Here is a 22,966-nt window from a genome sequence, read left to right on the forward strand (position 1 = left end):
AAGCGTGTATGATAATGATAATCATTTTCATTATCTATGGTTTCATTATAGTAAGTTCATATATTATAGTCAAGAAAAATTTGAAAACTTTTCACTCTTTATATGATCAGCATCACGAACATACAATAGCACAATTGTGCCGATGATCGTTAAAATGACAAGCGAGCCAAGTGCAAGACGGCTGGCTACATTTCCAAATGAAGCAAATCCCCATGTAATGCTTCCGTATAAGAGGGGGCCGAAAACAGCAGATACTTTCCCAGAGAATGCAAATAATCCAAAAAATTGACCTCGTTTTTGTTCAGGGGATAGGTCAATAATAAGACTGCGTGAAGCGACCCACATAGCCCCTAAGCTAACGCCAAAAAGACTTCCTGCTATCCACATTAAGGTTTGTGAAGTAGCAATACAGGCGCAAACTAATGCACATACCATAATCATTGCAACAAAGAGAACACTTCTTTTTCCACCTTTAGCCTTTGTAATATATCCAAAAAGGAATGAGCCAACAATACTTGAAATGGTAGAAATAAAATAAAGCAATATAAAGGTACTATTCGAAAAATGTACAATCGTTTTTGCATAAACAGCCATCATGGCAATGGCGGTTGCGATGGCATCATTTAGGAAAAAGTAAGAGATCATAAAAATAAAGATAGATTTAAACTTTTGCATTTCTTTAAATGTCAGCCAAATATCAAAATAGCCGGAAAAGAACCTTGTTTTTGTTTGATTTAAATGCGGTTTTCCATCTTTCGTGAATAAGCAAATTGGTAATGAGAAGAGAAAGAATAATACAGCGGTTGCAATAAAGGCAATACCATATTGATGATGTACGAATGGATAAATTGAAAGCCCTAGTAATGTTCCCATATATCCAGTTGCAACACCGAAACCCGATACTAATGGAACTTGTGTTTTTTCTACAATATCTGCGAGCATTGCATCGTAAAATATTAAACTAGATTGATAGAAAAACTTTGCAACGACAAAAGCTAAAATGACGAAAATAAGAGAAGTGGGCAAATGCAATAAATTACCTGGGAGTGTAAATGCTGTAAAAACCCCCATTAAAAAGGTGGCCACCACACAGATAAAGGTAAAGATGATGATCCAAATCTTTTTCTTACCTGTACGATCAATGCTAGCTCCAAAAAGTGGCGAAAAAAATACTAAGAAAATACTTGCGGCTCCATTGGCATATGAGATGAAGGTACTGGAGATTTGGTTCATTTCTTGATTTCCGCCAATTTTATCTGCCAAGAATAGCGGGAAGAAAATTGTATTGACGTTTGAAGAAAAAATCGTATTAGCGAAATCATAAAGGGCCCAAGATAACACGGGTAATGAAAGGAACAGTTTCCAATTTGACTTCATGTCTAATCTCCTTTGCAAAAAGATCTTTGAAAAAGAAAATGTTTAACAGAAGATTTAAATGCCGTTCTTAATAATGATTTTAACAATCGGTCGTTTAAGAAATGGTTGAATATTGTATAGAAAGCAATCAATCTTGAAAAATATTCTTACTTGCAGAAAGGTTCATTATTAATATTAATGCAGATAATTTGCTGAAATTGATGGTAGGAGTAAAAAAATAAGCTCTCAAAGTCTAGGAAATAGTTGTTTCCAAAACTTTGAGAGCTAGTGATTTATCGATCGTTAACAATGACATATGCCGCTTTAACAGGTCCGTGAACGCCTACAATTAGATTCATTTCAATATCTGCAGAGTTGCTAGGTCCAGTTATAAAATTGATACAAGAAGGGAGCACTTCGCCATTTTGAATTTTTTTCCGAATTTGCAGAGCTGCCTGCGTCATTCTTGGTACAATTGTACTTTTAGGGATAATGGCAATATAATGCTTTGGCAGAAAACTAACAGATCGTCCTTTGTCTTTACTGCTAAATAAAACAACAGTTCCTGACTCAGCTAAAGTAATATCGCTAAAGGTAATACCGATATTTGCCTGATTACAGCGCTCAATGTTTTCTTTTCCGAGTTCGGGATTCCAAACGTGTACATCTATTTGTTTGTTTGTCCAATCTTGTTCAAGTAAGGGGGTCAGTCCATATTCGCTAAATCTTTCATCATTCCAAAGAGAGATCGGACCGCCGCCATATTGATTTACGACTTCATTTAATTTATCTGATAATCCTTCATTTGTTGTTTCAAAAAAATCAACGTGAATCTTTTTCGATTGTGTTTTCAGCACGTCCAACAGTTCAGTTTGACTGGCGTTTTTTAGCACCTCATATTGAGGTTGGTATCTATAGATTGGTCGTGTAACGCCCGCTGTACGACGTGACCTTCCTAAGCTTGCTGCAATATTATCCAAAAATGTCTCGCGATTTTGAATCAACTCACTCATGTTTTTGAATCCTCCTATCAATTGAAAGAGGGAAGCAGTCATACATCATGACCAATTCCTTTATTATTAACATCTTTACCCGTACTTGAATATTTCTCTTCAGCATGATGGTCGAACCAATCACGAAATCTTTCCTTGCTTGGGGCTGGAAAATCACGAACGTCTGTCCACGCTTTTAAAGGACCAGGCCCACTGTGAATACGGTCTCCTTTTGTGAAAGGCTTCATTGCCTTTGAAGCAATTTTTGATCCGACACCATATAAGGCGTTAGAAGAGGCACCAACTCCAAATGCTTTCATCATCAATTTCTCTACAAACGGAGATTGTCCTTTTTGTTCTGCAATTACTTGGCGATGCTTACGTAACAAGTCATGAAGTGGAATTTTTACTGGACAAACTTCAGTACATGCTCCGCATAATGATGAAGCATATGGAAGTTCTTTATATTCCTCATACCCGCCTAAAAGCGGTGTTAACACGGCACCGATTGGGCCGGGATAGATGGAGCCGTAAGAGTGACCGCCGATATGTCTATATACAGGGCAAACATTTATACAGGCAGCGCAGCGAATACATTGCAAAACAGGCTGAAATTCTGTTCCAAGTATTTTTGAACGGCCGTTATCGACAATGACAAGATGAAATTCCTCTGGACCATCAACTGAGCCTACATCTTTTGGACCGGTCAATGTAGTAATATAACTTGTTAAACTTTGACCTACTGCACTGCGTGTAAGAAGTCCGACGAGTACTTCAAATTCTTCAAATGTCGGTACAATTCTTTCCATTCCCATAACAGTAATTTGGGTTTTTGGGAGAATTGTTACCATATCAGCATTCCCTTCATTTGTAACAAGCCCTATTGAACCGCTCTCAGCTATTGCAAAGTTGCATCCTGTTATCCCAACATCTGCTGATAAAAACTCTTTACGCAACACTTCACGAGCAAATTGGGCAAGTTCTTCAGGTTTTTCTGATTGTTCATAGCCTAATGTTTCGTGAAACACGTCCCGTATCTGGTTTTTATTTTTATGCAAAGCAGGTGCTACAATATGTGAAGGATGGTCATGATCAACTTGTAAAATAAATTCTCCTAAGTCAGATTCCACAACATTACATCCGGCTTTTTCAAGATACTCGTTTAAACCAATTTCCTCTGTCACCATTGATTTTGATTTAACAACTTTCTTTGCGTTTTTTTTAATGACAACATCACGTATGTAGCTACTTGCTTCCTCTGCTGTTTGCGCAAAAAAGACATGTCCACCTCGTTTTGCTACATTATTACTTAATTGATTGAGATAATAATCGAGGTTTTCTAATACGTGCTGGCGAATTTCCTCTCCGTGTGATCTCCAATCTTCCCAATTGCCGAGCTGATCTGCAGCATTTTGCCGATTTGTTTGTAATCGTTCTTGAGCATCACGAACAGCTCCGCGCATAAATTCATCATGAATTCCTTCGTCAACTCTTCCTTTAAATTTTTGTTCACCAATGCCTATGCCCACAATCTTACCCCTTTTCGTTAAACTAATCTCTACTATTTAATACTTCAGCAATGTGCATTACTTTAACTGATTTTCCCTGTCTTTCGATGCGACCGCCAATATTCATTAAGCAGCCACAATCACCGCCAATTAAATACTCTGCTTCTGTTTCCTCTACATGTTGAACTTTTTCATCAACCATTTGCTCTGAAATAGGTCCCATTTTTACAGCGAAAGTTCCGCCAAAGCCACAGCAAGCAGCGGCATTTGGAAGAGGAACAAATTCAAGCCCTTTAACATGTTGTAAAAGTTTCATCGGTGCATCTTTAACACCAAGCAACCGTGTCATATGACAAGATGGATGATAGGTTGCTTTTCCTCTTAGGGAAGCGCCAACATCTTCTACTTTTAGTACATCTACAAGAAATTGTGTGAATTCATACGTTTTATCCGCAAGCGCTTTCGCTTTAGGTCCCCATTCTGGATCATCTGCAAAAACAGATGGATATTCTTTAAACATAAATGCACAAGAGCCGGAAGGGGAAACTACATAGTCCGACTGTTCAAAAGCTGTAATCATTGTTTTCATAGCAGGTTTTGAGCTTTCTACATATCCGCTATTATAGCTAGGTTGACCGCAGCAGATTTGCCCTCTTGGAAAATCAACTTCACAGCCGAGTCTTTCTAAAACATCTACCATAGCTTTTCCAACGTCAGTTTTAAACATGTCCACGAGACAAGTTATAAATAAACTAACTTTCAACATCTTCACCTTCTTAATAGTTTGAAAGAGTCATCAGATGACCTGATAAAATAATTATACTCCTTCCGTCACAAAATTTTCAATAATTGATTGATATTATTATAGCTATTCCAATCTATTTACCTTATAAACAACTGTATCATGATACGGAATGGATAAAGATTTTTATTTTCACTGTTCATGCACATGTACGAAGGGATTTTGTAAAACTATTATTAAATATGGGAAAAAGATATAACGTACTAGCTTTAGAAAACATATACCTCTTTTATATTATGAAACAAGCCGAGCTTTCAGTATGGGAAAGCGTGAGTTTAGTTTTCTAATATTTCCGATGTCTTTAAAGTGCTGTCATTGGAAGGGGAGGTCTTGCATTTAATCTGAAACAAACAGATGCAGGTGTAAAAAATGAATGATAATCTAAAGCATCTTATAGCGATTAGTTTTCGTTAAATATGATGAATAATCTAGTATTGGCCACCGAAAATTGAAAGGAGGTTTATCATTCTTTACAGAAAGAGTCCGAAAAAATTGGATAACATAAAAATGGCAACTATATAATTGGATGTCACCTTTTCTAACTTATAATATCTGAATATTAAAATAATTTGTTAAGTATCTTGACAAAACTCTTTCATTAACTGAATGAGAATGTTAAATAAATTATAACAGATTATAACCAGCTTACATTGAGTCGACCTCAAAAGCGCTATTTTCATCACACAAATTACATTTAACCGAGTCAATAACAAAAATGGAGGGGAAATCAAATGCAACAGCAAAAAGTTTTAATCAACTCTGATAGATTAAAAAGGACGTTGGAAAAGTTCGCGGAATTTGGACGTACAGAAAATAATGGTGTTACACGGCTATCCCTATCGAAAGAAGATGTAGCAGCTAGAGACTATTTTGTTTCGTGCTGTGAAGAAATTGGTATGACAGTAAAAATTGATGATATGGCCAATATTTATGCAACAATGCCTGGTATTGAAGACAAACCTCCACTTGTTATCGGTTCACATTTAGATTCGGTAAAGAAAGGCGGCCGCTTTGACGGAGTCTTGGGTGTCATTGCTGGTTTAGAAGTTGCCCGTACACTTTATGATCACCATATTCAGCCGAAAATTCCACTTATGATTGTCAATTTTACAAATGAGGAAGGCGCTAGATTTGATCCTGCGATGATGTGTTCAGGGGTCATTTCTGGAAAATTTGAAAAAGCGAAAATGCTGGAAAGTAGGGACGTTGAAGGAATCACATTTGGCGAAGCGCTAACCGCCAGTGGATATGAAGGCGAAATTGAAAATCGTTTAACAGAAGCAACGGCATTTTTAGAAATGCATATTGAACAAGGACCTGTTTTAGAGAGTGAATCATTAAAGATTGGTATCGTTGAAGGAGTAGTAGGGATGGTCAATTATGAAATTGCAGTACATGGTGAATCAGATCATGCCGGTACAACTCCGATGTGGATGAGAAAGGACGCGCTTTTTACTGCAACGGATATTATGACTCAATTGCGTACTAAACTAAATGCGTTAGACCACGATTTAGTGTATACGATGGGAAGAATGAATGTCCATCCAAATATACACACTGTCATCCCGAATCAGGTTGTTTTTACATTAGAGGCAAGGCATAAGGACCCCGCAGTTATCAACCAAGTCGTACAAATTATTCACGAGGTACCAGAAACATTGGGAGGATGCTCAGTTTCAATGGAAAAACTATGGGGCAGAGATACGGTTATTTTTGATAAGAAATTATGTGATCAACTAGAAAAATCTGCTCGTTCACTCGGGTATTCCAATAAAAGAATGTACAGCGGTGCGGGACATGATGCACAGTTCATTTCTAGCTATCTCCCTACAGCGATGTTATTTGTTCCAAGTGTAAATGGAAAAAGTCATTGTGAGGAAGAACTGACTTCTTATGAAGAATGTGCTAATGGTGTAAATGTCATTTTAGATACAGTTCTTGCAATTTCGGAATATTGATACACCTTTAAAGCATTTATATGACTTTTTTCTTAACAGCATAAGGCTATGCAGACATCTTTAATAACTATAGAAAAGAATGTAATTAAAGAAATGAAACGAAGGATAATCAATTGTTGCTTTCAATGTCGCTCAACAAACGTACATCGAAAAAGATTATCGTTTTTCTAAAGAACTATGGGGGTGCTTCAATGAAGTCTTCGGTAACATTGGAAGAATTACATGTCAATTTTCATGAAGTTACAAATGACTTAAGTAATAAAGAGGCGATTGATGAAGCGAACCGTTGTCTGTATTGCTATGATGCTCCATGTACAAAGGCATGTCCTACAGGAATCGATATCCCTTCATTTATTAAAAAGATTGTTACTGGTAATTTAAAAGGATCTGCTCATGTAATCTTCGATGCAAATCCAATGGGTGCAACGTGTGCGAGAGTATGTCCGACAGAGGAGCTATGTGAAGGTGCTTGTGTATTAAATGATGTATCAATACCCGTTAAGATTGGCGACTTGCAAAGACATGCAACAAACTGGGCAATGAATCATGACCAACTGCTTTTTACTAAAGGAGCCTCTAATGGCAGAAAAATCGCCGTTATAGGAGGTGGCCCCGCAGGATTATCAGGAGCTAGAGAGCTTGCTAGATTAGGATATGAAGTGACTGTTTTTGAGGCAAAGGAAAAAGCTGGAGGGTTAGATACATATGGTATCGTTCCTTTTCGTTTGCCGCAGGAAATTTCATTATGGGAAGTCGAACAAGTGAAGCAACTAGGAGTAAATATTGTAACGAATACAATTGTTGGAAAAGATATTGCAGTTCATACTCTTTATGAAAACTATGATGCCATATTGCTTGCAATTGGTATGGGAAACGTTCCGATGCTTGGTATTCCAGGTGAGGAGCTCCAAGGTGTCTATGATGCTATTAAGCTAATAGAGGAAATAAAAGACGGTGGCATTACTAGCCGCTTTGTTGGTAAGCGTGCTGCTGTAATTGGGGCGGGTAATACAGCGATTGATGCGGCGACATGCTTAAAGCGAATGGGCGCATCTGATGTAAAAATCGTATATCGCAGAAGTGAATCAGAGATGAGTGCATATGCAAGTGAATATGAGTTTGCCAAACAGGAAGGTATTGAATTTCGCTGGTTAACTCAGCCGCAAGCGCTTATAGATGATGGTAGAGGAAACGTAGTAAAAATGATATGTAAAAAAATGAAGTTAGGAAAAGCTGATGATACGGGGAGATACAGCTCGGAGGAGATAGAAGACTCAGACTTTTTAATGGATGTTGATATCGTAGTTAAGGCAATTGGTCAAACCCGTTATATAGATTTAATTGAAGCATTTGATGTGGAACACTATCAAGGGATCGTCAGAATTGACAAAGAAACATATCAAACATCAAAGCAACATCTGTTTGCAGCAGGTGATGTTATTTTCGGGAAGGGGCAAGGTGATGCAATGGTTGTCAGTGCTGTTGAACAAGGGAAGAGAGCAGCCTATGCTATTCACCAGCAATTATAAAGGGGGCGAAACGAATGGCTGATTTGCGCATTAATTTTGCTGGAATCCAATCTATTAATCCTTTTTGGCTAGCATCTGCACCACCGACAAATTCAGGTTATCAAGTGCAAAGAGCATTTGAAGCAGGTTGGGGAGGAGCTGTCTGGAAAACACTTGGTGATCCGATATTGAATGTATCGTCTCGATTTGCCTCCTTACAGCACAATGGGCAAAAAATGGCGGGCTTTAATAATATTGAATTAATTACAGATAGGCCATTAGAAATAAATCTAGAGGAAATCTATGAGACTAAAAAGAAATACCCTGAACACGTGATCATTGCTTCTTTAATGGTAGAACCAAATCAAGAAAAATGGCATGAAATCGTTAAAAAGGTTGAAGATGTTGGAGTTGATGGCTTGGAATTAAACTTTGGTTGTCCGCATGGAATGGCCGAACGCGGGATGGGGGCAGCCTCAGGGCAAGTGCCAGAACTAGTCAAAAAACAAACATATTGGGTGAAAGAAGTAGCACAAACCCCTGTCATCGTAAAGTTAACGCCGAATATAACAGATATTACGGCAACTGCTTATGCAGCTGTGCAAGGCGGAGCTGATGCTGTCAGTATGATTAATACGATTAATAGTTTAATGGGGGTTGACCTGGATACATGGAATACAATCCCGAATGTAGCAGGAAAAGGAACGCATGGAGGCTATTGCGGGCCTGCAGTTAAACCGATTGCCTTAAATATGGTTGCTGAATGTGCACGCCAATCCGATGTGACTGTACCAATTTCGGGAATAGGAGGTATATCCGATTGGAAAGATGTAGCCGAATTTATGCTAGTAGGAGCAACAAGTGTTCAAGTATGTACAGCAGCAATGCACCATGGATTCAGAATTGTGGAAGACATGATTGATGGGCTGAACAGCTATCTAGATGATAAAAGAATACATTCAGTCATGGATCTTATTGGTCGATCAGTTCCAAAGTATACAGATTGGGGAGATTTAGATCTCAACTATAAGGTTGTGGCCCATATAAATGATGATTCATGCATTCACTGTAATAAATGCTATATTGCGTGCGAAGATACATCACATCAATGCATTGATATGATAACAGCCGAAAATGGTAAGAGTGTCTTAAAAGTACGAGAAGAGGATTGTGTCGGCTGTAATCTTTGTTCGATTGTTTGTCCGGTAGACGGTGCGATTGACATGATTGAAACCCACAGTGAAGCGCCTTTAACGTGGAATAATCGCCAAAAATTAATTAATAGTGTTTCAGCAAGTCAAATTATGATTGGCTAATCGATATGGGAGGGGAAAATATGAAAAAGGTTATTAAAAATGGGACTATTGTGACGGCGGTTGATACGTATCAAGCAGATATTTTAATTGATGGAGAAAAAATTGTGCAAATTGGCGCTGAATTATTAACAAATGGTGCAGAGATTATTGATGCTGAAGGAAAATATGTTTTTCCAGGAGGAGTTGATCCCCATACGCATTTAGACATGCCATTTAATAGTACTGTTACTGATGATGATTGGGAATCTGGAACGATGGCAGCAGCTTTTGGTGGTACTACTACAATTCTTGATTTTTGCCTTACAACTGGAGACGATACATTGAAAAAAGCAGTACAAAGATGGCATGGAAAGGCTGAGGGAAAGGCTGTCATTGACTATGGATTTCATTTAATGTTAGCAAATGTCGATGAACAAGTCATGAGCGAGCTCCCTACAGTGTTAAATGAAGAGGGAATCACTTCTATAAAAATCTTTATGGCATATGCGAGGGAATTCCAAGCAGACGATCGGACATTATTCCGGACATTTAAACTGGCAAAAGATGAAGGAGCATTAGTAATGGTCCACTGTGAAAATGGCTCGGTTATTGATGAACTTGTAACCCAAGCTTTGGCTAAAGGTCAAACAGAACCGATTTACCATGCTTTAACGAGACCGCCTGAAGTAGAAGGGGAAGCTACTCATCGAGCAATTGAATTAGCTAATGTTGCTGGCTCGCAATTGTATGTAGTACATGTCACCTGCGCAGAAGCTGTCCAAGAAATTACGGAGGCACGTGCAAAAGGATACAAAGTATGGGGAGAAACATGTCCACAATATTTAGTTCTTGACCAATCCTATTTAGAAAAACCGGATTTTGAGGGGGCAAAATATGTTTGGTCACCGCCACTTCGGGAAAAATCGCACCAAGATGTTCTCTGGAATGCTTTAAAATCAGGAGCATTGCAAACTTTAGGCTCTGATCAATGTTCTTTTAATTTTAATGGAAAGAAGCAACTTGGCCGTGATGATTTTTCTAAAATACCGAATGGCGGTCCATTTATTGAAGATAGATTTAGTATTTTGTTTTCAGAAGGTGTTGCAAAAGGCAAGTTAACAGTAAATCAATTTGTAGATATTGTCTCGACGCAGCCTGCTAAATTGTTTGGCATGTTCCCATATAAAGGAACAATTGCAGTTGGAAGTGACGCAGATATTGTTATTTTTGATCCAAATGTAACACGTACATTGTCAGCACAAACTCACCATATGAATGTTGATTACAGTGCGTTTGAAGGAATGGAAATATCAGGAGAACCAGTTTCTGTACTTTGCCGAGGAAATTTCGTCATTAAAGATAAGCAATTTGTCGGCGTGCCTGGAAGTGGAAAGTATTTAAAACGGCAAAAATTTAATCATGATGTCATCCAGACAGCATCTGTTGCAAAGATATAAATGTTTATCTTGTATGTAATGTTCACCCAATATTTAAATGGGGGGCTGAAAAATGCTTGAATCAAAATTATTTATGAATGAAAAAAGAGAGATTGATACATTGCTGGCACAAGGTTATACAATTAGTGCTGTAACAGAAAATTTGAGCGGGGCATTTGTTGATTTCTGCATGGAAAACACTAATCAACAAGATCAGATAGTTAAAACATTGCATATTGTGACGCCTAACGGTAGAAAATATTATACTACTAGAATGCTGATGAATAAAAATTAACAGTAGAAACGCGCAGTCCTTGATTCCCTTAAGTAGATAATGGATTTATTAAAATCCGTTATTACTAGGGAATTTTTTAGTTATTATTACTTTAAAAGAATTTATTTGGTTATGACTTGGCTTAAAATGAAGTGAAATTGCTCTATCCCCTAAAATGTTTTATCTATTTAGAAATAGAGCATAGACATCTGATGCTGATATCTTATATGTGGGCTTTCAATGAAAATCAGTTTCGTTCAAATAATTCATGAGTTCATTTTCAATATGCTCTAAATGTTTGAGCATCTTTTCTCTCGCCATTTCCGGATTTTGTTGTACAATTGCTTCTAATATATTTGCATGCTGGTCATAGAGTGTTTCGAGTGTAGAATGGTTTGAAAATAACAAAATTCTTCGCGTCTCTTTCATTGCCTCAATCATTAAGTCTGAAACATGATTCATAAGACGTATTAAAAGTGGATTAAAGGAAGCATCAGCGATTGCAAGATGAAAATCTAAATCAGCTTTTTCACCTAATTCCTCATTTCCTGTTGCTTTTTTCATTTCCTCTAATGCTTTCTCCATTTTTTGTATATTTTCTTCTGTACGTTTTGCTGCTGCAACAGTTACAACGCCCGTTTCTAATATTTTGCGTACTTCTAATAAATGAATGATGTCTTCTTTATTCATAAGCATTGCTTGAGAGAGAGGATAAGAAATATCTGACGGTTCAAATTCACGGACAAAAGTTCCTTCGCCTTGTTTTAATTCAATTAGCCCCATTGCTCTTAATGATGTAAGTGCTTCGCGGATTGCAGATCTACCGACAGAGAAATTCTCTGCAAGTTGCTGAACAGAATCAAGACGGTCTCCGGGTTTTAATGTTCCATTCCGAATCATATCAATTAACTCGCTGGCCACTTGCTCATATATTTTTTTTGATTGTATTTTCTTATATTCCATATCGTTCGCTCCTAAAGGATAGTCATTACTATTTCTAATTTAAACTTGGAATAGGAAAATATGCAAATAGTATTTTTTAAAAGAAAAAGCATACTAAGTTGTATTTTTTGTATATAATTGATACGTACAACTTTCTAGATCGTAAATATTCAATTATTTAAAGGATGATTCAACCAACATGAAAAAAGAGCCCAAATATATTATGATTAAGAATCAAATTATGAGCTGGATTTTGGAAGGAAGGATTGTTCCAGGTGAAAAAATAAATTCGGAGAATGAGTTAGTAAAAATCTTTAGTGCCAGTCGCTATACGGTTAGGCAAGCAATAGGGGAACTTGTGCATGAAGGATGGCTTTATCGTGAACAAGGTTCTGGTACTTATTGTGCGCATAGGAAAAATAACGAAAGTGCTCCTAAAAATAAAAAAACAATTGGAGTGATTACTACTTATTTATCCGATTATATTTTTCCATCTATTATCCGCGGAATCGAATCTTACTTAACAGAAAAGGGTTATGCACTCGTTTTAGCAAGTACAAACAACGATACAAATTTAGAAGAAAAATGTTTGCAAAATATGATTGATAGAAAAGTTGATGGCTTGATCGTTGAACCAACGAAAAGCAGCAATTCCAATCCGAACATTCATTACTATTTAAATTTAGAGAAAATCGGGATTCCATATTTAATGATCAACCAATTTTACTCGGAAATAACCCCGCCAAGAATGTTATTAGATGATGAATTAGGGGAGTTTTTAGCAACTGAGCATCTAATTAAATTGCATCATAAAAAGATCATGGGGATTTTCAAAAATGATGATTATCAAGGGATTAATCGAATGAAAGGGTTTTTAAAAGCATTTAGAACTTATGAACTTCCTTTTCTTCCTGAATTTCTCCTTACCTATACGACAGAGACTGCTGACGCCATGATGAAAGACAAAGTTATACAGATTTTACGGAGTCCGAATAGACCGACAGCGATTGTATGTTATAACGATGAAATAGCAATGAAAATATTGGACATTACTCGCCAACTCAATTTGCATGTTCCAAATGATTTATCCATTGTTGGATTCGATGATTCTCATTTAGCTGAGACATCTGACGTAAAACTTACTTCCATCAAACATCCAAAAATGCAAATGGGTATTGACGCTGCCAAATGGATTATAGCTCGTGTTGAGCATAAGAAAGGAAGGGAAACAGAAGATATTAAAGTCTACAAGCCGGAACTTATTGTTAGAACTTCGACAAAGTCGCTAAATAAAGAAGATTAAAAGGGTAGTCATCACTCTTCATAGGATTATGGATGAGTTGGTGACCTCTTTTTTTGTGGCAATTTTTAATAAAAAATAATTCGTACTTTTGTCATAGTATTAAAATTTATACGTATAACTGATAAAGAAAAAAACTGAAGGACAGAGAATAAATCGACAACTTTATCTCCATATTTCTAGCAGGATTATTCGTTCTACTTCTGTTCCGCCCTTATAAAAACTAGATTGCATAGGTGAGAGCAGCCTCATTCCTATGCATAGCAAGCTTATTTCTGCTGTTTATAGGAATGAGGCTTAAACAAAGCCTTTAAAAGAGTAAGGAGGGGGAAAGGGGATTGTAAGTTGTAAAAACAATATTGTAAGCGTTTTAGAAACTTATCGAGACAGAGGGGGAAATTTTGTGAAAAAAAAGTGGATGATTGTTTTAAGTGTATGTATTTTAGTGTTGTCCTTAGCTGCTTGTGGAAAGGGAGGAACTAAAAATAAAGGTTATGTTGGAATTGCAATGCCAACAAAATCCTCCGAAAGATGGATAGCAGATGGAAATAATATGAAGAAACAATTTGAAAAGCTTGGCTATAAAGTTGATCTTCAATATGGGGAAGATGATGTTCAAAATCAAGTATCACAAATTGAGAATATGATTACAAAAGGTGTCAATATATTAGTCATTGCTTCTATTGATGGAGAAGCATTGACAGATGTATTAAAAAAGGCACATGAGCAAAATATTAAAGTCATTGCTTATGACCGCTTAATTCGCAATTCAAAATACGTAGATTATTATGCTACCTTTGATAACTATAAAGTTGGTGTATTACAAGGGCAATATATTGTTGACAAACTTGGACTGAAAGAGGGGAAAGGTCCATTCAATATTGAGCTATTTGGTGGTTCTCCAGATGATAATAACTCTCAGTTTTTCTTTAAAGGGGCAATGTCGGTTTTAAATCCTTATATAGATACTGGCAAACTTAAAGTGTTAAGCGGACAGACAAAATTCAGTCAAATTGCAACGCTTCGTTGGGATGGGGCAACTGCACAATCACGTATGGATAACATTTTAAGCGCACATTATACAAAGGATAAAGTAGACGCAGTTCTTTCTCCTTATGATGGAATTAGCATCGGGGTCATTTCTTCATTAAAAAGTGTTGGATATGGCTCGGCTAAAAAGCCTATGCCGATCATTACTGGCCAGGATGCCGAACTTGCTTCTGTAAAATCGATTCTTGCTGGTGAACAAACGCAGACGGTTTTTAAGGATACGAGAAAGTTAGCAAAACAAGCAGTACAAATGGCAGATGATGTGCTACACAAGAAAAAAGTAACAGTGAACGATACAAAATCTTATGATAACGGTGTTAAAGTTGTTCCTTCCTATTTGCTGAATCCAGTTTCAGTCGATAAGTCGAACTATAAAAAAGTTTTAGTGGATAGTGGCTACTACAAAGAAAGTCAATTAAAATAGCATTTTTCATTGAATGAAGCTGTCTTATATATGTTCTATGGTATAGGGCAGCTTCTCCTTCACTTTTGTAAGGGGGGAGCAAAATGTCCAAGTATATTTTAGAGATGGATAGTATTACAAAAGAATTCCCAGGGGTTAAGGCGCTCGAACAAGTTCAATTACGAGTAAAAAAAGGGGAAATACATGCTCTATGTGGTGAAAATGGTGCTGGTAAATCAACTTTAATGAAAATATTGAGTGGAGTTTATCCGTACAGTTCTTACTCTGGAGAGATTTACTTTGATGGGGAGCTTTGTAAATTTAAGGATATTAAACAAAGTGAGAAAATGGGGATCGTTATTATTCATCAGGAGTTAGCACTCATCCCTGATTTATCAATTGCAGAAAATATATTTTTAGGAAATGAACGTTCAAAGAAAGGGGTTATTAATTGGATTGAAACTTTCATTCAAACAAACGAACTATTACAAAAGGTTGGGCTAAATGAATCTCCCGAAACATTAATTAGAAGTATCGGGGTGGGCAAACAGCAACTTGTGGAAATTGCTAAAGCACTTTCAAAGGAAGTGAAACTACTAATCTTAGATGAACCGACCTCTGCTTTAAATGAAACTGAAAGTGATAATTTATTATCTTTAATTCTAGAATTTAAAAAGCAAGGGATTACCTCTATTATTATTTCTCATAAATTGAACGAAATCGCAAAAATCGCAGATTCCCTCACGATTTTACGGGATGGAAAAACGATTGAAACGATGAATATGAAAGAGGATCAGGTTACTGAGGAGCGAATTATCCGCGGAATGGTTGGACGAGATTTAACGAATCGTTTTCCAGATCGAATAGCCAACATAGGGGATACGATACTTGAAATAAAGGATTGGACTGTTTATCATCCTGCCAATACTGATCAAAAAATTGTGGATAGCGTTAATCTTTCTGTCAAAAAGGGTGAGATTGTTGGAATCGCAGGTCTTATGGGAGCAGGGAGAACTGAAATGGCAATGAGCTTATTTGGCAGATCGTATGGTAAGAAAATTACAGGACAAATCCTTAAAGATGCACAACCAATTCAGATTAAGTCTGTCGCAGATGCGATCCGATATGGTTTCGCATATGTAACAGAGGACCGTAAAAATCTTGGACTGAATTTAATTCAATCGATAAAAGAAAATATGACATTAGCAAACTTAAAAAGAATTTCTAAAAAAACAGTCATTAATGAACGCAAGGAAATAAAAGAAGTAGAACGATTAAGGGAAAAGCTAAAAATTAAATCGTCAAGCATTTTACAAATGTCCGGAAATTTAAGCGGAGGAAATCAACAAAAAGTCTTATTAAGCAAATGGATGTTTGCTGAGCCTGATATTTTAATATTAGATGAGCCGACAAGAGGAATAGATGTTGGAGCGAAGTATGAGATTTATACAATTATTCATCAACTGGCAAATCAAGGGAAAGGGATTATCTTTATTTCTTCTGAGCTTCCAGAGATTTTAGGGATGGCTGATCGAATTTACGTAATGAATAAAGGGAAAATCACCGGCGAAGTAATGAAAGAAGATGCGACACAAGAATTGATGATGAAATATATGACGAAGGAGGGTGTATAATATGGGCGCGATTGTTCAAATCATGAAAAATAATATGAGGCAATACGGAATGTTCATTGCGCTAGTTTTAATTGCAATTTTGTTTCAAATTTTAACCGATGGTATTTTATTACGTCCTTTAAATATTACAAATATTATTTTACAAAATAGTTATGTACTCATTTTGGCTATTGGGATGGTTTTGATTATTATTACAGGACATATTGATTTATCGGTAGGGTCTGTTGCAGCGTTTGTCGGAGCGGTTTCTGCGATTATGACAATTAATATGCACCTTCCAACATACCTTGTCCTGATCTTTTCGTTAATCATCGGTGCTTTCATTGGGGCTTGGCAAGGTTTCTGGGTTGCGTATGTTAAAATTCCTGCCTTTATCGTCACGTTAGCAGGTATGCTTATTTTTCGCGGCTTAACTATGCTCGTATTGCAAGGGGAATCTTTGGCCCCTTTTCCTAACAGCTATCAAGAAATAAGCTCTGGTTTTATTCCCGATATTGTTCATGGAAAAGATATAAATATATTGGCGATTGTACTCGGTATTATTGTCACTGTCATTTATATTGTGAATGAGTTGAGAAATCGAAATCAGCAGAAAAAATATCAATTGCCGATTTTGTCTAGTAAGTTATTTTTCGCGAAAATTATTATTATAGCGATCATTGTAAATCTCTTTACCTATATTCTTGCAACATACGAGGGAATACCAAATATACTTGTAATCCTCTTTGTATTAATTTTAGTCTATTCGTTTATGATGAAAAGAACTGTTGTTGGAAGACAAGTGTATGCGATTGGCGGGAATGAGAAAGCAGCAAGTTTATCTGGGGTAAAAACAAAAAGGGTTACATTTTGGGTATTTGTTAATATGGGAATATTAGCTGCATTATCAGGATTAGCTTTTGCGGCGCGTCTAAATGCAGCTACGCCAAAAGCTGGTACCAACTTTGAACTGGACGCAATTGCAGCATGTTTTATTGGCGGGGCATCAGCGTATGGAGGAATTGGAACGGTTGGAGGAGCAATTGTTGGCGGTTTGGTTATGGGGGTAATGAACAATGGGATGTCTATTTTAGGACTGGGAATTGATTGGCAGCAGACGATTAAAGGATTAGTGTTACTACTGGCAGTTGCGTTCGATGTTTATAATAAAAATAAAGCATTATAAAGCGAAAAGGCCCTCTAAATACATTATTGGAGGGTCTTTTCTATTGTACACTGCCCATTATGATGCCCGAGTTTTACTAATGTAGAAGGATGATGCAAATGATCGTTTTGTTGTGAATATAACGATTTCCCCTATGCCCTTAATATTAGAAAATAGGGAAAGGACGTAAAAATTACCAATTAAAATTTTAGTATATTAGCTATTTACTACTTTACTAAACTAAAGGGTTATTATACAATATGTCCATCCGATAATTTAATGAGAATACAGCTAGAAGGGTGAAAATATAATGGAAGCAAAAAAATGGGGTTTATGGACATTAACAACTTTTGTTGTTGGAAATATGGTTGGGGGCGGTATTTTTATGTTGCCTGCCAATCTTGCAAATGTATCTGGTCCACTTGGATCTACATTGGCGTGGATTTTAACAGGATTGGGTGTATTCATGATCGCTTTAGTTTTTGGTAGTTTAGCTATTCGTAAACCAGAACTAAAAGCAGGTCCGCAAAGTTATGCGCAAGCCCTTTTCAAATCAAAAAGGGCAGGTAAAGTTGCTGGATACAGTATGGCATGGGGATATTGGGCAGCAAACTGGGCAGCTACAGCATCGGTTATTATTTCTTTTGCTGGCTATTTGACAACATTTTTTCCGATTATGCAAAGTACAAAAGTCATTGCATCAATCGGCTCTTTTCAATTAGAAATAGGGAAGTTTTTAACTTTTGCTGTTTGTACCGTTATGTTGTGGGGAATTCAATGGATTCTTGCGCGCAATATCAATAGCGGTGGTAAAGTAAACTTAGTTGCGACAATTACAAAAGTACTCGGGTTCATGATGTTTATTTTATTAACAGTGTTTGCATTTGATGCTGCAAATTTCGGGAATGCTAAAGAGTTCATTGATGCTAAAGGTAATTCAATCTCATTAGGTGGACAAATTAATGGAGCAGCCATTTCAACATTATGGGCATTTGTTGGAATTGAGTCAGCAGTTATGCTTTCAAACCGGGCGGAATCTCAACGAGACGTCAAAAAGGCAACACTTTTAGGTTTGCTTATTTCCGTTTTAATTTATGTAGGTATTACACTGCTAACAATGGGAGCTTTATCACAAGCAGAATTAAAGACATCACAAAAACCACTTGTTGATGCACTTGGGGAAGTTCTTGGAAGCAACGGACAATATATTTTAGCTGTGTTAGCTTTAATATCACTTCTTGGCTCAACGGTTGGATGGATTATTGTTAGCTCGGAAGTTCCGTATCAAGCGGCAAAAGTTGGACTATTTCCTAATGTGTTTAGTAAAATCAATAAAAATGGAAGCCCGATATTTTCATTGACGTTAACAAATATTATGACACAGTTTTTCCTATTTGCGACGATTTCAGGTACAATTTCTAAAGCCTATAATTTTACGATTGTAGTAGCAACACTTGCTTATTTAATACCTTATCTCGTTTCAACTATTTATCAATTAAAATTGGTGATAACAGGAGAAACGTATGTAAAAACAACATCACGCTACGCTGACGGTATTATTACATTTATCGCATTAGTATACTCGGTGTGGGTAATTGTAACAGGAACGGCGGATTTAAAAACATTCGCATTAGGAATTGGCTTATTTATAGTTGGTCTAATCTTATATCCATTTATTATGAAACGTAAGACAGTCGTAACGAAAGTCGTTGAAGAGTCTTAAAGAATACTTCTTGTTGGCTTAGCGTGTAGACACCCCCCATTGAATTTATTATTCGCTGGGGGGTGTACTTTTTTTATTTTAAGTCTATGGGCTCGGTCCGCGGAAAGCTTCGGGAACTATCCTCTTCCGTAATAAAAAAAACAGCCGACAAGAAAACTTCTTGTCGGCCTAGAGTTTTGATTTGGCTTAAATATTATAAACTCATTTTTAAAATTTCATACACGTCTTCTTCGGAAAGCTTTTTGAAGTTTCCGATTGGCCCGAATGGCAGAGCTTTTTTAGCCATTACTTTTAATTGATCGTCACCAATATTATAATCAGCTAAGCGGCTAGGAGCACCGATTTCGTTAAAGAAATTCCTTACTGCTTCAATACCAGCTAAAGCAATTTCTTCATCAGATTTACCTTCTGGCGAAACATCCCACACTTCTATTGCAAATCGTTTGAAACGGGAAACATCCTCTTTGTATACGTATTTCATCCAGTTAGGGAATATAATGGCAAGACCGCCGCCATGCGGAATATCATAAACAGCACTCACAGCGTGTTCTATAGAATGGGTCGCCCAGTCTGTTTCAACACCCATTGCAAGTAACCCGTTTAATGCAAGGGTAGAACTTAACATTAAATTTGCCCTCGCATCATAATCTTCAGGATTATCAAGAGCCTTCTTGGCATTTCCAATTACTGTTTTCATAATTGTTTCTGCTAATCCTGTCTGTAATGGAATTTCAGGTGTATGTGAAAAGTATTGCTCGAACGTATGGGAGAGAGTATCAGAAATCCCATAAACAGTTTGGTTTTTTGGAACTGTGAAGGTATTCTCTGGATCTAATATAGAGAAGGTTGGGAAAGTTGTACCAGCGCCATGTTTTTGCTTTGTTTCCCAATTTGTAACGACAGAACCACGGTTCATTTCAGAGCCTGTCGCAGATAATGTTAAGATTGTTCCTAGAGGCAATGCATCCTTAGCAACAGCTTTTCTTTCATAAAAATCCCAAACATCTCCATCATAAAGCGCTCCGACAGCCATAGCTTTAGAGGCATCGATGACGCTCCCGCCGCCTACTGCTAATATCCAATTAAGTTTATGTTCACGAATGAATTCAATCCCTTTATGGACAGTAGAAAGGCGTGGATTAGGTTCTACTCCTGCTAGTTCCACAATTTCGCAGTTTTTTTTCTGGAAAATTGTTTGTAATTTATCGTATAAACCAGATTTTTTAATGCTCCCGCCACCATATACGAGAAGTATCTTGCTTCCTAATTGATCAATTTTGTTTTCCAATTGGCTGAGTTGGCCTTTTCCAAAAATCAACTCAGTCGGGTTATGAAAAGTGAATGAATTCATGCCAGACCCTTCTTTCCATTCTTATTTGTTACGTTGAGATTGTATCATATTTTAGAATGCACTAAGAAATGATTAAGCTTGCACATTTTTTTATTACATTTTTTTAATTTCTCTCCTTTCTTTAATGTTTTTTTAATTGACTAGGATTAAGATAGGCTTATCTAAAAAGTTGTTCTTGCTATGTCTCTGGTTGCAGATTCAACAAGCTGTTTGGGTTTGTGGCTATGATCATCGGCATGAACAACGACCAAAAGATTAATAGACTTTTTGTTTACATATATGAACTTCCATAAGTCGTTTAGATTTATGGGAGTTTTTTTATGATAAATTCATTTGAAAGCGATGACAAATTAGTTGTGTAAGAAAACCTAACAGCATTTTTTAGAAATTTCTAAAAAAATGGTCCTATAGTATTGAAATCTTTGTTAGATTTTCGTATGATAAGTTTAATAACAAATAAATGTTAAAAAAACTAACATTATTAAAAGGGGAGAGACAAATGCAACCTGCAGATTCAGTATTTATGTTTGTGGCGACAGCATTGGTATGGATCATGACACCGGCTATTGCGCTTTTTTACGGAGGTATGGTAAAAAGTAAAAATGTTTTAAGTACAGCGATGTATAGTTTTGGTTCTTTAGCAGTTGTTTCGGTTTTATGGGTTTTAGTTGGCTATTCACTTGCTTTTTCTCCTAGTGGGAACGCTATTATTGGGGGATTAAACTGGTCTGGATTACATGGCGTAACATTTAAACCTAATGCAGACTATAGTGCGACAATTCCTCATAATTTATTCATGTTATTTCAAATGACTTTTGCAATTATAACAGTTGCTATTATATCTGGTGGTTTTGTTGGCCGAATGAAATTTTCAGCATACCTTATCTTCATTACTGCTTGGTGTCTGCTTGTCTATTCACCTGTTGCTCACTGGGTTTGGGGTGTTGGTGGATGGTTACGTAATTTAGGTACTTTAGATTTTGCCGGCGGTAACGTTGTTCATATTTCCTCTGGGGTAGCTGGCTTAGTTCTTGCTATTGTACTTGGGAAAAGAAAACACTCTGAAGCAGAGGCAAAACACAATCTAATGCTTGTGCTTATTGGTGGAAGTTTCTTATGGCTCGGATGGTTTGGATTTAATGTAGGTAGTGCGCTGACACTCAATAATGTTGCAATGACTGCCTTTGTTAATACAAATACCGCTGCTGCATGTGGAATGATTGGGTGGACTGCGGTGGAATGGATTACAAATAAAAAGCCTTCTTTATCTGGTGCAATTTCCGGCGGAGTTGCAGGACTTGTAGCAATTACACCTGCTTGTGGATTTGTTGAAACTTATGCATCAATTATTATCGGTATAGTTGGTGGAATTGTTTGTTTCTGGGCTGTCACTTATTTGAAAACTAAACTTGGTTACGATGACACTTTAGATGCTTTTGGAATTCACGGTATTGGTGGAACATGGGGCGGTATCGCAACAGGTTTATTTGCAACAAAAGCAGTAAATGATGCTGGTGCAAATGGAGTATTTTATGGGGATCCAAGTTTAATCCTTAAACAGCTTACAGCTATTGTTGCAACATATATCTTTGTTGCGGTTGTATCTTATGTGATTATAAAAGTGATCCAATTATTTATGCCAATTCGTGTTGACGAAGAAGCGGAAATTAAAGGTCTTGATATTACAATGCATGGTGAGCAGGCATATATTGACTAAGGAAAATATTCATTAATCTTTAAAAAGGGGATCTAATCTTTAGATCCCCTCTTTTTGGTGTTTTACCTGAAAAACCCAAAGTCGGCTTCCGATAAAGTTAACTGCAATTCCAGCAACGGTAGCACCTAGTTTAGCGATCATTAGCGGCATGTGCATTTGTTGGTGGAATATAAACAGCAGTAATGACGTTATACCATAAACGATTACGTTGATTACAATAAAACGGATCATTTCTTGAAAGCTTGCTTTTTTTCTAACTTGAAAGGTCCATGATCTGTTTAGTATGTAACTATTTACCATTCCCGCTGAGTAAGAACATGCTTGGGCGACGAGATATTCTATATGGAAGGTTGTAAGTATGAAAAAAACAATACAATCTATAAGAGTATTTGCTATTCCGACTATACCAAACTTACATAATTGGCGAAGCTTATCAAACATAATCGAATGGTCTCCCTCCTAATTTAAAGCATACGTATAATAACGAAAATGCCGTTACATATCGTTTAGTAATTCGTATATTCTACAATAGTATTCTTAATATTTCATAAAGAAAAGTAGGAGCTGAAGAAA

18 protein-coding genes are annotated in these 22,966 nt (G+C 36.7%); 11 read left to right on the forward strand and 7 right to left on the reverse strand.

The annotated features are described in order from the left end of the window. Positions 1 to 69: 69 nt before the first annotated feature. The 4 genes from G4D61_RS03685 to G4D61_RS03700 form a co-directional block, all read right to left on the reverse strand. A complete protein-coding gene (locus G4D61_RS03685; RefSeq protein ID WP_163173250.1) occupies positions 70 to 1,377 on the reverse strand; it encodes an MFS transporter in 1,308 nt (435 codons plus the stop codon). A 272-nt stretch (positions 1,378 to 1,649) separates the two neighbouring features. After that, positions 1,650 to 2,369 carry a LutC/YkgG family protein gene (locus G4D61_RS03690; RefSeq protein ID WP_025728850.1) on the reverse strand — a complete coding sequence of 240 codons (720 nt, stop codon included), beginning with the start codon at positions 2,367 to 2,369 and terminating at the stop codon, positions 1,650 to 1,652. A gap of 38 nt (positions 2,370 to 2,407) precedes the next feature. Beyond that, positions 2,408 to 3,877, reverse strand: a complete 1,470-nt coding sequence (locus G4D61_RS03695) for a LutB/LldF family L-lactate oxidation iron-sulfur protein (protein ID WP_025728848.1) — start codon at positions 3,875 to 3,877, stop codon at positions 2,408 to 2,410. Positions 3,878 to 3,899: 22 nt separating this feature from the next. Beyond that, a complete protein-coding gene (locus tag G4D61_RS03700; RefSeq protein ID WP_163173273.1) occupies positions 3,900 to 4,619 on the reverse strand; it encodes a lactate utilization iron-sulfur protein LutA in 720 nt (239 codons plus the stop codon). Between the two features lie 770 nt (positions 4,620 to 5,389). On the opposite strand from G4D61_RS03700, the gene G4D61_RS03705 reads away from it, so the two are divergent. The 5 genes from G4D61_RS03705 to G4D61_RS03725 all read left to right on the forward strand — a co-directional run bounded on the left by G4D61_RS03705 (position 5,390) and on the right by G4D61_RS03725 (position 11,150). Next, positions 5,390 to 6,616, forward strand: coding sequence for a Zn-dependent hydrolase (locus G4D61_RS03705; protein WP_025728843.1), 1,227 nt, complete (start codon positions 5,390 to 5,392; stop codon positions 6,614 to 6,616). 191 nt (positions 6,617 to 6,807) lie between these two features. Then, positions 6,808 to 8,145 carry an NAD(P)-dependent oxidoreductase gene (locus tag G4D61_RS03710; RefSeq protein ID WP_081750100.1) on the forward strand — a complete coding sequence of 446 codons (1,338 nt, stop codon included), beginning with the start codon at positions 6,808 to 6,810 and terminating at the stop codon, positions 8,143 to 8,145. A 14-nt stretch (positions 8,146 to 8,159) separates the two neighbouring features. Next, positions 8,160 to 9,440 (forward strand): NAD-dependent dihydropyrimidine dehydrogenase subunit PreA, encoded by a 1,281-nt coding sequence (gene preA / locus G4D61_RS03715; protein ID WP_163173252.1) that lies wholly within the window; start codon positions 8,160 to 8,162, stop codon positions 9,438 to 9,440. A gap of 20 nt (positions 9,441 to 9,460) precedes the next feature. Further along, positions 9,461 to 10,876 carry a dihydropyrimidinase gene (gene hydA, locus G4D61_RS03720; protein ID WP_025731498.1) on the forward strand — a complete coding sequence of 472 codons (1,416 nt, stop codon included), beginning with the start codon at positions 9,461 to 9,463 and terminating at the stop codon, positions 10,874 to 10,876. Positions 10,877 to 10,928: 52 nt separating this feature from the next. After that, positions 10,929 to 11,150: a hypothetical protein gene (locus G4D61_RS03725; RefSeq protein ID WP_025731497.1), complete on the forward strand. Its 222-nt coding sequence runs from the start codon at positions 10,929 to 10,931 to the stop codon at positions 11,148 to 11,150. 216 nt (positions 11,151 to 11,366) lie between these two features. Here G4D61_RS03725 and G4D61_RS03730 read toward each other — a convergent pair whose 3' ends face one another. Beyond that, the gene (locus tag G4D61_RS03730) at positions 11,367 to 12,092 is read right to left on the reverse strand and encodes a FadR/GntR family transcriptional regulator (protein ID WP_025731496.1); all 726 of its coding nucleotides are present in this window, start codon (positions 12,090 to 12,092) and stop codon (positions 11,367 to 11,369) included. Between the two features lie 178 nt (positions 12,093 to 12,270). Between G4D61_RS03730 and G4D61_RS03735 the strand changes: the two genes are divergently transcribed. From G4D61_RS03735 to G4D61_RS03755, 5 genes are all read left to right on the forward strand, one after another. Continuing rightward, entirely contained in the window at positions 12,271 to 13,374 is a 1,104-nt protein-coding gene (locus G4D61_RS03735; RefSeq protein WP_163173254.1) for a GntR family transcriptional regulator, read from the forward strand. A 415-nt stretch (positions 13,375 to 13,789) separates the two neighbouring features. Continuing rightward, positions 13,790 to 14,845 (forward strand): multiple monosaccharide ABC transporter substrate-binding protein, encoded by a 1,056-nt coding sequence (gene chvE / locus G4D61_RS03740; protein ID WP_035354596.1) that lies wholly within the window; start codon positions 13,790 to 13,792, stop codon positions 14,843 to 14,845. An 83-nt stretch (positions 14,846 to 14,928) separates the two neighbouring features. After that, a complete protein-coding gene (gene mmsA / locus G4D61_RS03745; RefSeq protein ID WP_163173256.1) occupies positions 14,929 to 16,458 on the forward strand; it encodes a multiple monosaccharide ABC transporter ATP-binding protein in 1,530 nt (509 codons plus the stop codon). Position 16,459: 1 nt separating this feature from the next. Next, positions 16,460 to 17,623, forward strand: a complete 1,164-nt coding sequence (mmsB, locus tag G4D61_RS03750; protein WP_035354598.1) for a multiple monosaccharide ABC transporter permease — start codon at positions 16,460 to 16,462, stop codon at positions 17,621 to 17,623. A gap of 289 nt (positions 17,624 to 17,912) precedes the next feature. After that, entirely contained in the window at positions 17,913 to 19,325 is a 1,413-nt protein-coding gene (locus tag G4D61_RS03755; protein WP_163173258.1) for an amino acid permease, read from the forward strand. Between the two features lie 193 nt (positions 19,326 to 19,518). Here G4D61_RS03755 and G4D61_RS03760 read toward each other — a convergent pair whose 3' ends face one another. Beyond that, positions 19,519 to 20,676 carry an iron-containing alcohol dehydrogenase gene (locus tag G4D61_RS03760; RefSeq protein ID WP_025731490.1) on the reverse strand — a complete coding sequence of 386 codons (1,158 nt, stop codon included), beginning with the start codon at positions 20,674 to 20,676 and terminating at the stop codon, positions 19,519 to 19,521. 499 nt (positions 20,677 to 21,175) lie between these two features. Here G4D61_RS03760 and G4D61_RS03765 point away from each other — a divergent pair, with 499 nt between their 5' ends. Next, positions 21,176 to 22,393, forward strand: a complete 1,218-nt coding sequence (locus G4D61_RS03765) for an ammonium transporter (protein ID WP_025731261.1) — start codon at positions 21,176 to 21,178, stop codon at positions 22,391 to 22,393. A gap of 39 nt (positions 22,394 to 22,432) precedes the next feature. On the opposite strand, the gene G4D61_RS03770 is transcribed toward G4D61_RS03765, so the two are convergent. Next, positions 22,433 to 22,834, reverse strand: a complete 402-nt coding sequence (locus G4D61_RS03770) for a GtrA family protein (protein ID WP_025731262.1) — start codon at positions 22,832 to 22,834, stop codon at positions 22,433 to 22,435. Positions 22,835 to 22,966: the final 132 nt, after the last annotated feature.

Origin of the sequence: Heyndrickxia ginsengihumi (assembly GCF_011008565.1) — a bacterium.
Taxonomy (GTDB): domain Bacteria; phylum Bacillota; class Bacilli; order Bacillales; family Bacillaceae_C; genus Weizmannia; species Weizmannia ginsengihumi.

Coding starts and splice junctions, on each gene's coding strand:
- preA (WP_163173252.1), top strand. CDS start 8,160: ATGGCTGATTTGCGCATTAATTTTGCTGGAATCCAATCTATTAATCCT.
- G4D61_RS03730 (WP_025731496.1), bottom strand. CDS start 12,092: ATGGAATATAAGAAAATACAATCAAAAAAAATATATGAGCAAGTGGCC.
- mmsB (WP_035354598.1), top strand. CDS start 16,460: ATGGGCGCGATTGTTCAAATCATGAAAAATAATATGAGGCAATACGGA.
- G4D61_RS03765 (WP_025731261.1), top strand. CDS start 21,176: ATGCAACCTGCAGATTCAGTATTTATGTTTGTGGCGACAGCATTGGTA.
- G4D61_RS03725 (WP_025731497.1), top strand. CDS start 10,929: ATGCTTGAATCAAAATTATTTATGAATGAAAAAAGAGAGATTGATACA.
- G4D61_RS03735 (WP_163173254.1), top strand. CDS start 12,271: ATGAAAAAAGAGCCCAAATATATTATGATTAAGAATCAAATTATGAGC.
- G4D61_RS03755 (WP_163173258.1), top strand. CDS start 17,913: ATGGAAGCAAAAAAATGGGGTTTATGGACATTAACAACTTTTGTTGTT.
- G4D61_RS03690 (WP_025728850.1), bottom strand. CDS start 2,369: ATGAGTGAGTTGATTCAAAATCGCGAGACATTTTTGGATAATATTGCA.
- hydA (WP_025731498.1), top strand. CDS start 9,461: ATGAAAAAGGTTATTAAAAATGGGACTATTGTGACGGCGGTTGATACG.
- G4D61_RS03770 (WP_025731262.1), bottom strand. CDS start 22,834: ATGTTTGATAAGCTTCGCCAATTATGTAAGTTTGGTATAGTCGGAATA.
- chvE (WP_035354596.1), top strand. CDS start 13,790: ATGATTGTTTTAAGTGTATGTATTTTAGTGTTGTCCTTAGCTGCTTGT.
- G4D61_RS03710 (WP_081750100.1), top strand. CDS start 6,808: ATGAAGTCTTCGGTAACATTGGAAGAATTACATGTCAATTTTCATGAA.
- G4D61_RS03760 (WP_025731490.1), bottom strand. CDS start 20,676: ATGAATTCATTCACTTTTCATAACCCGACTGAGTTGATTTTTGGAAAA.
- G4D61_RS03705 (WP_025728843.1), top strand. CDS start 5,390: ATGCAACAGCAAAAAGTTTTAATCAACTCTGATAGATTAAAAAGGACG.
- mmsA (WP_163173256.1), top strand. CDS start 14,929: ATGTCCAAGTATATTTTAGAGATGGATAGTATTACAAAAGAATTCCCA.
- G4D61_RS03685 (WP_163173250.1), bottom strand. CDS start 1,377: ATGAAGTCAAATTGGAAACTGTTCCTTTCATTACCCGTGTTATCTTGG.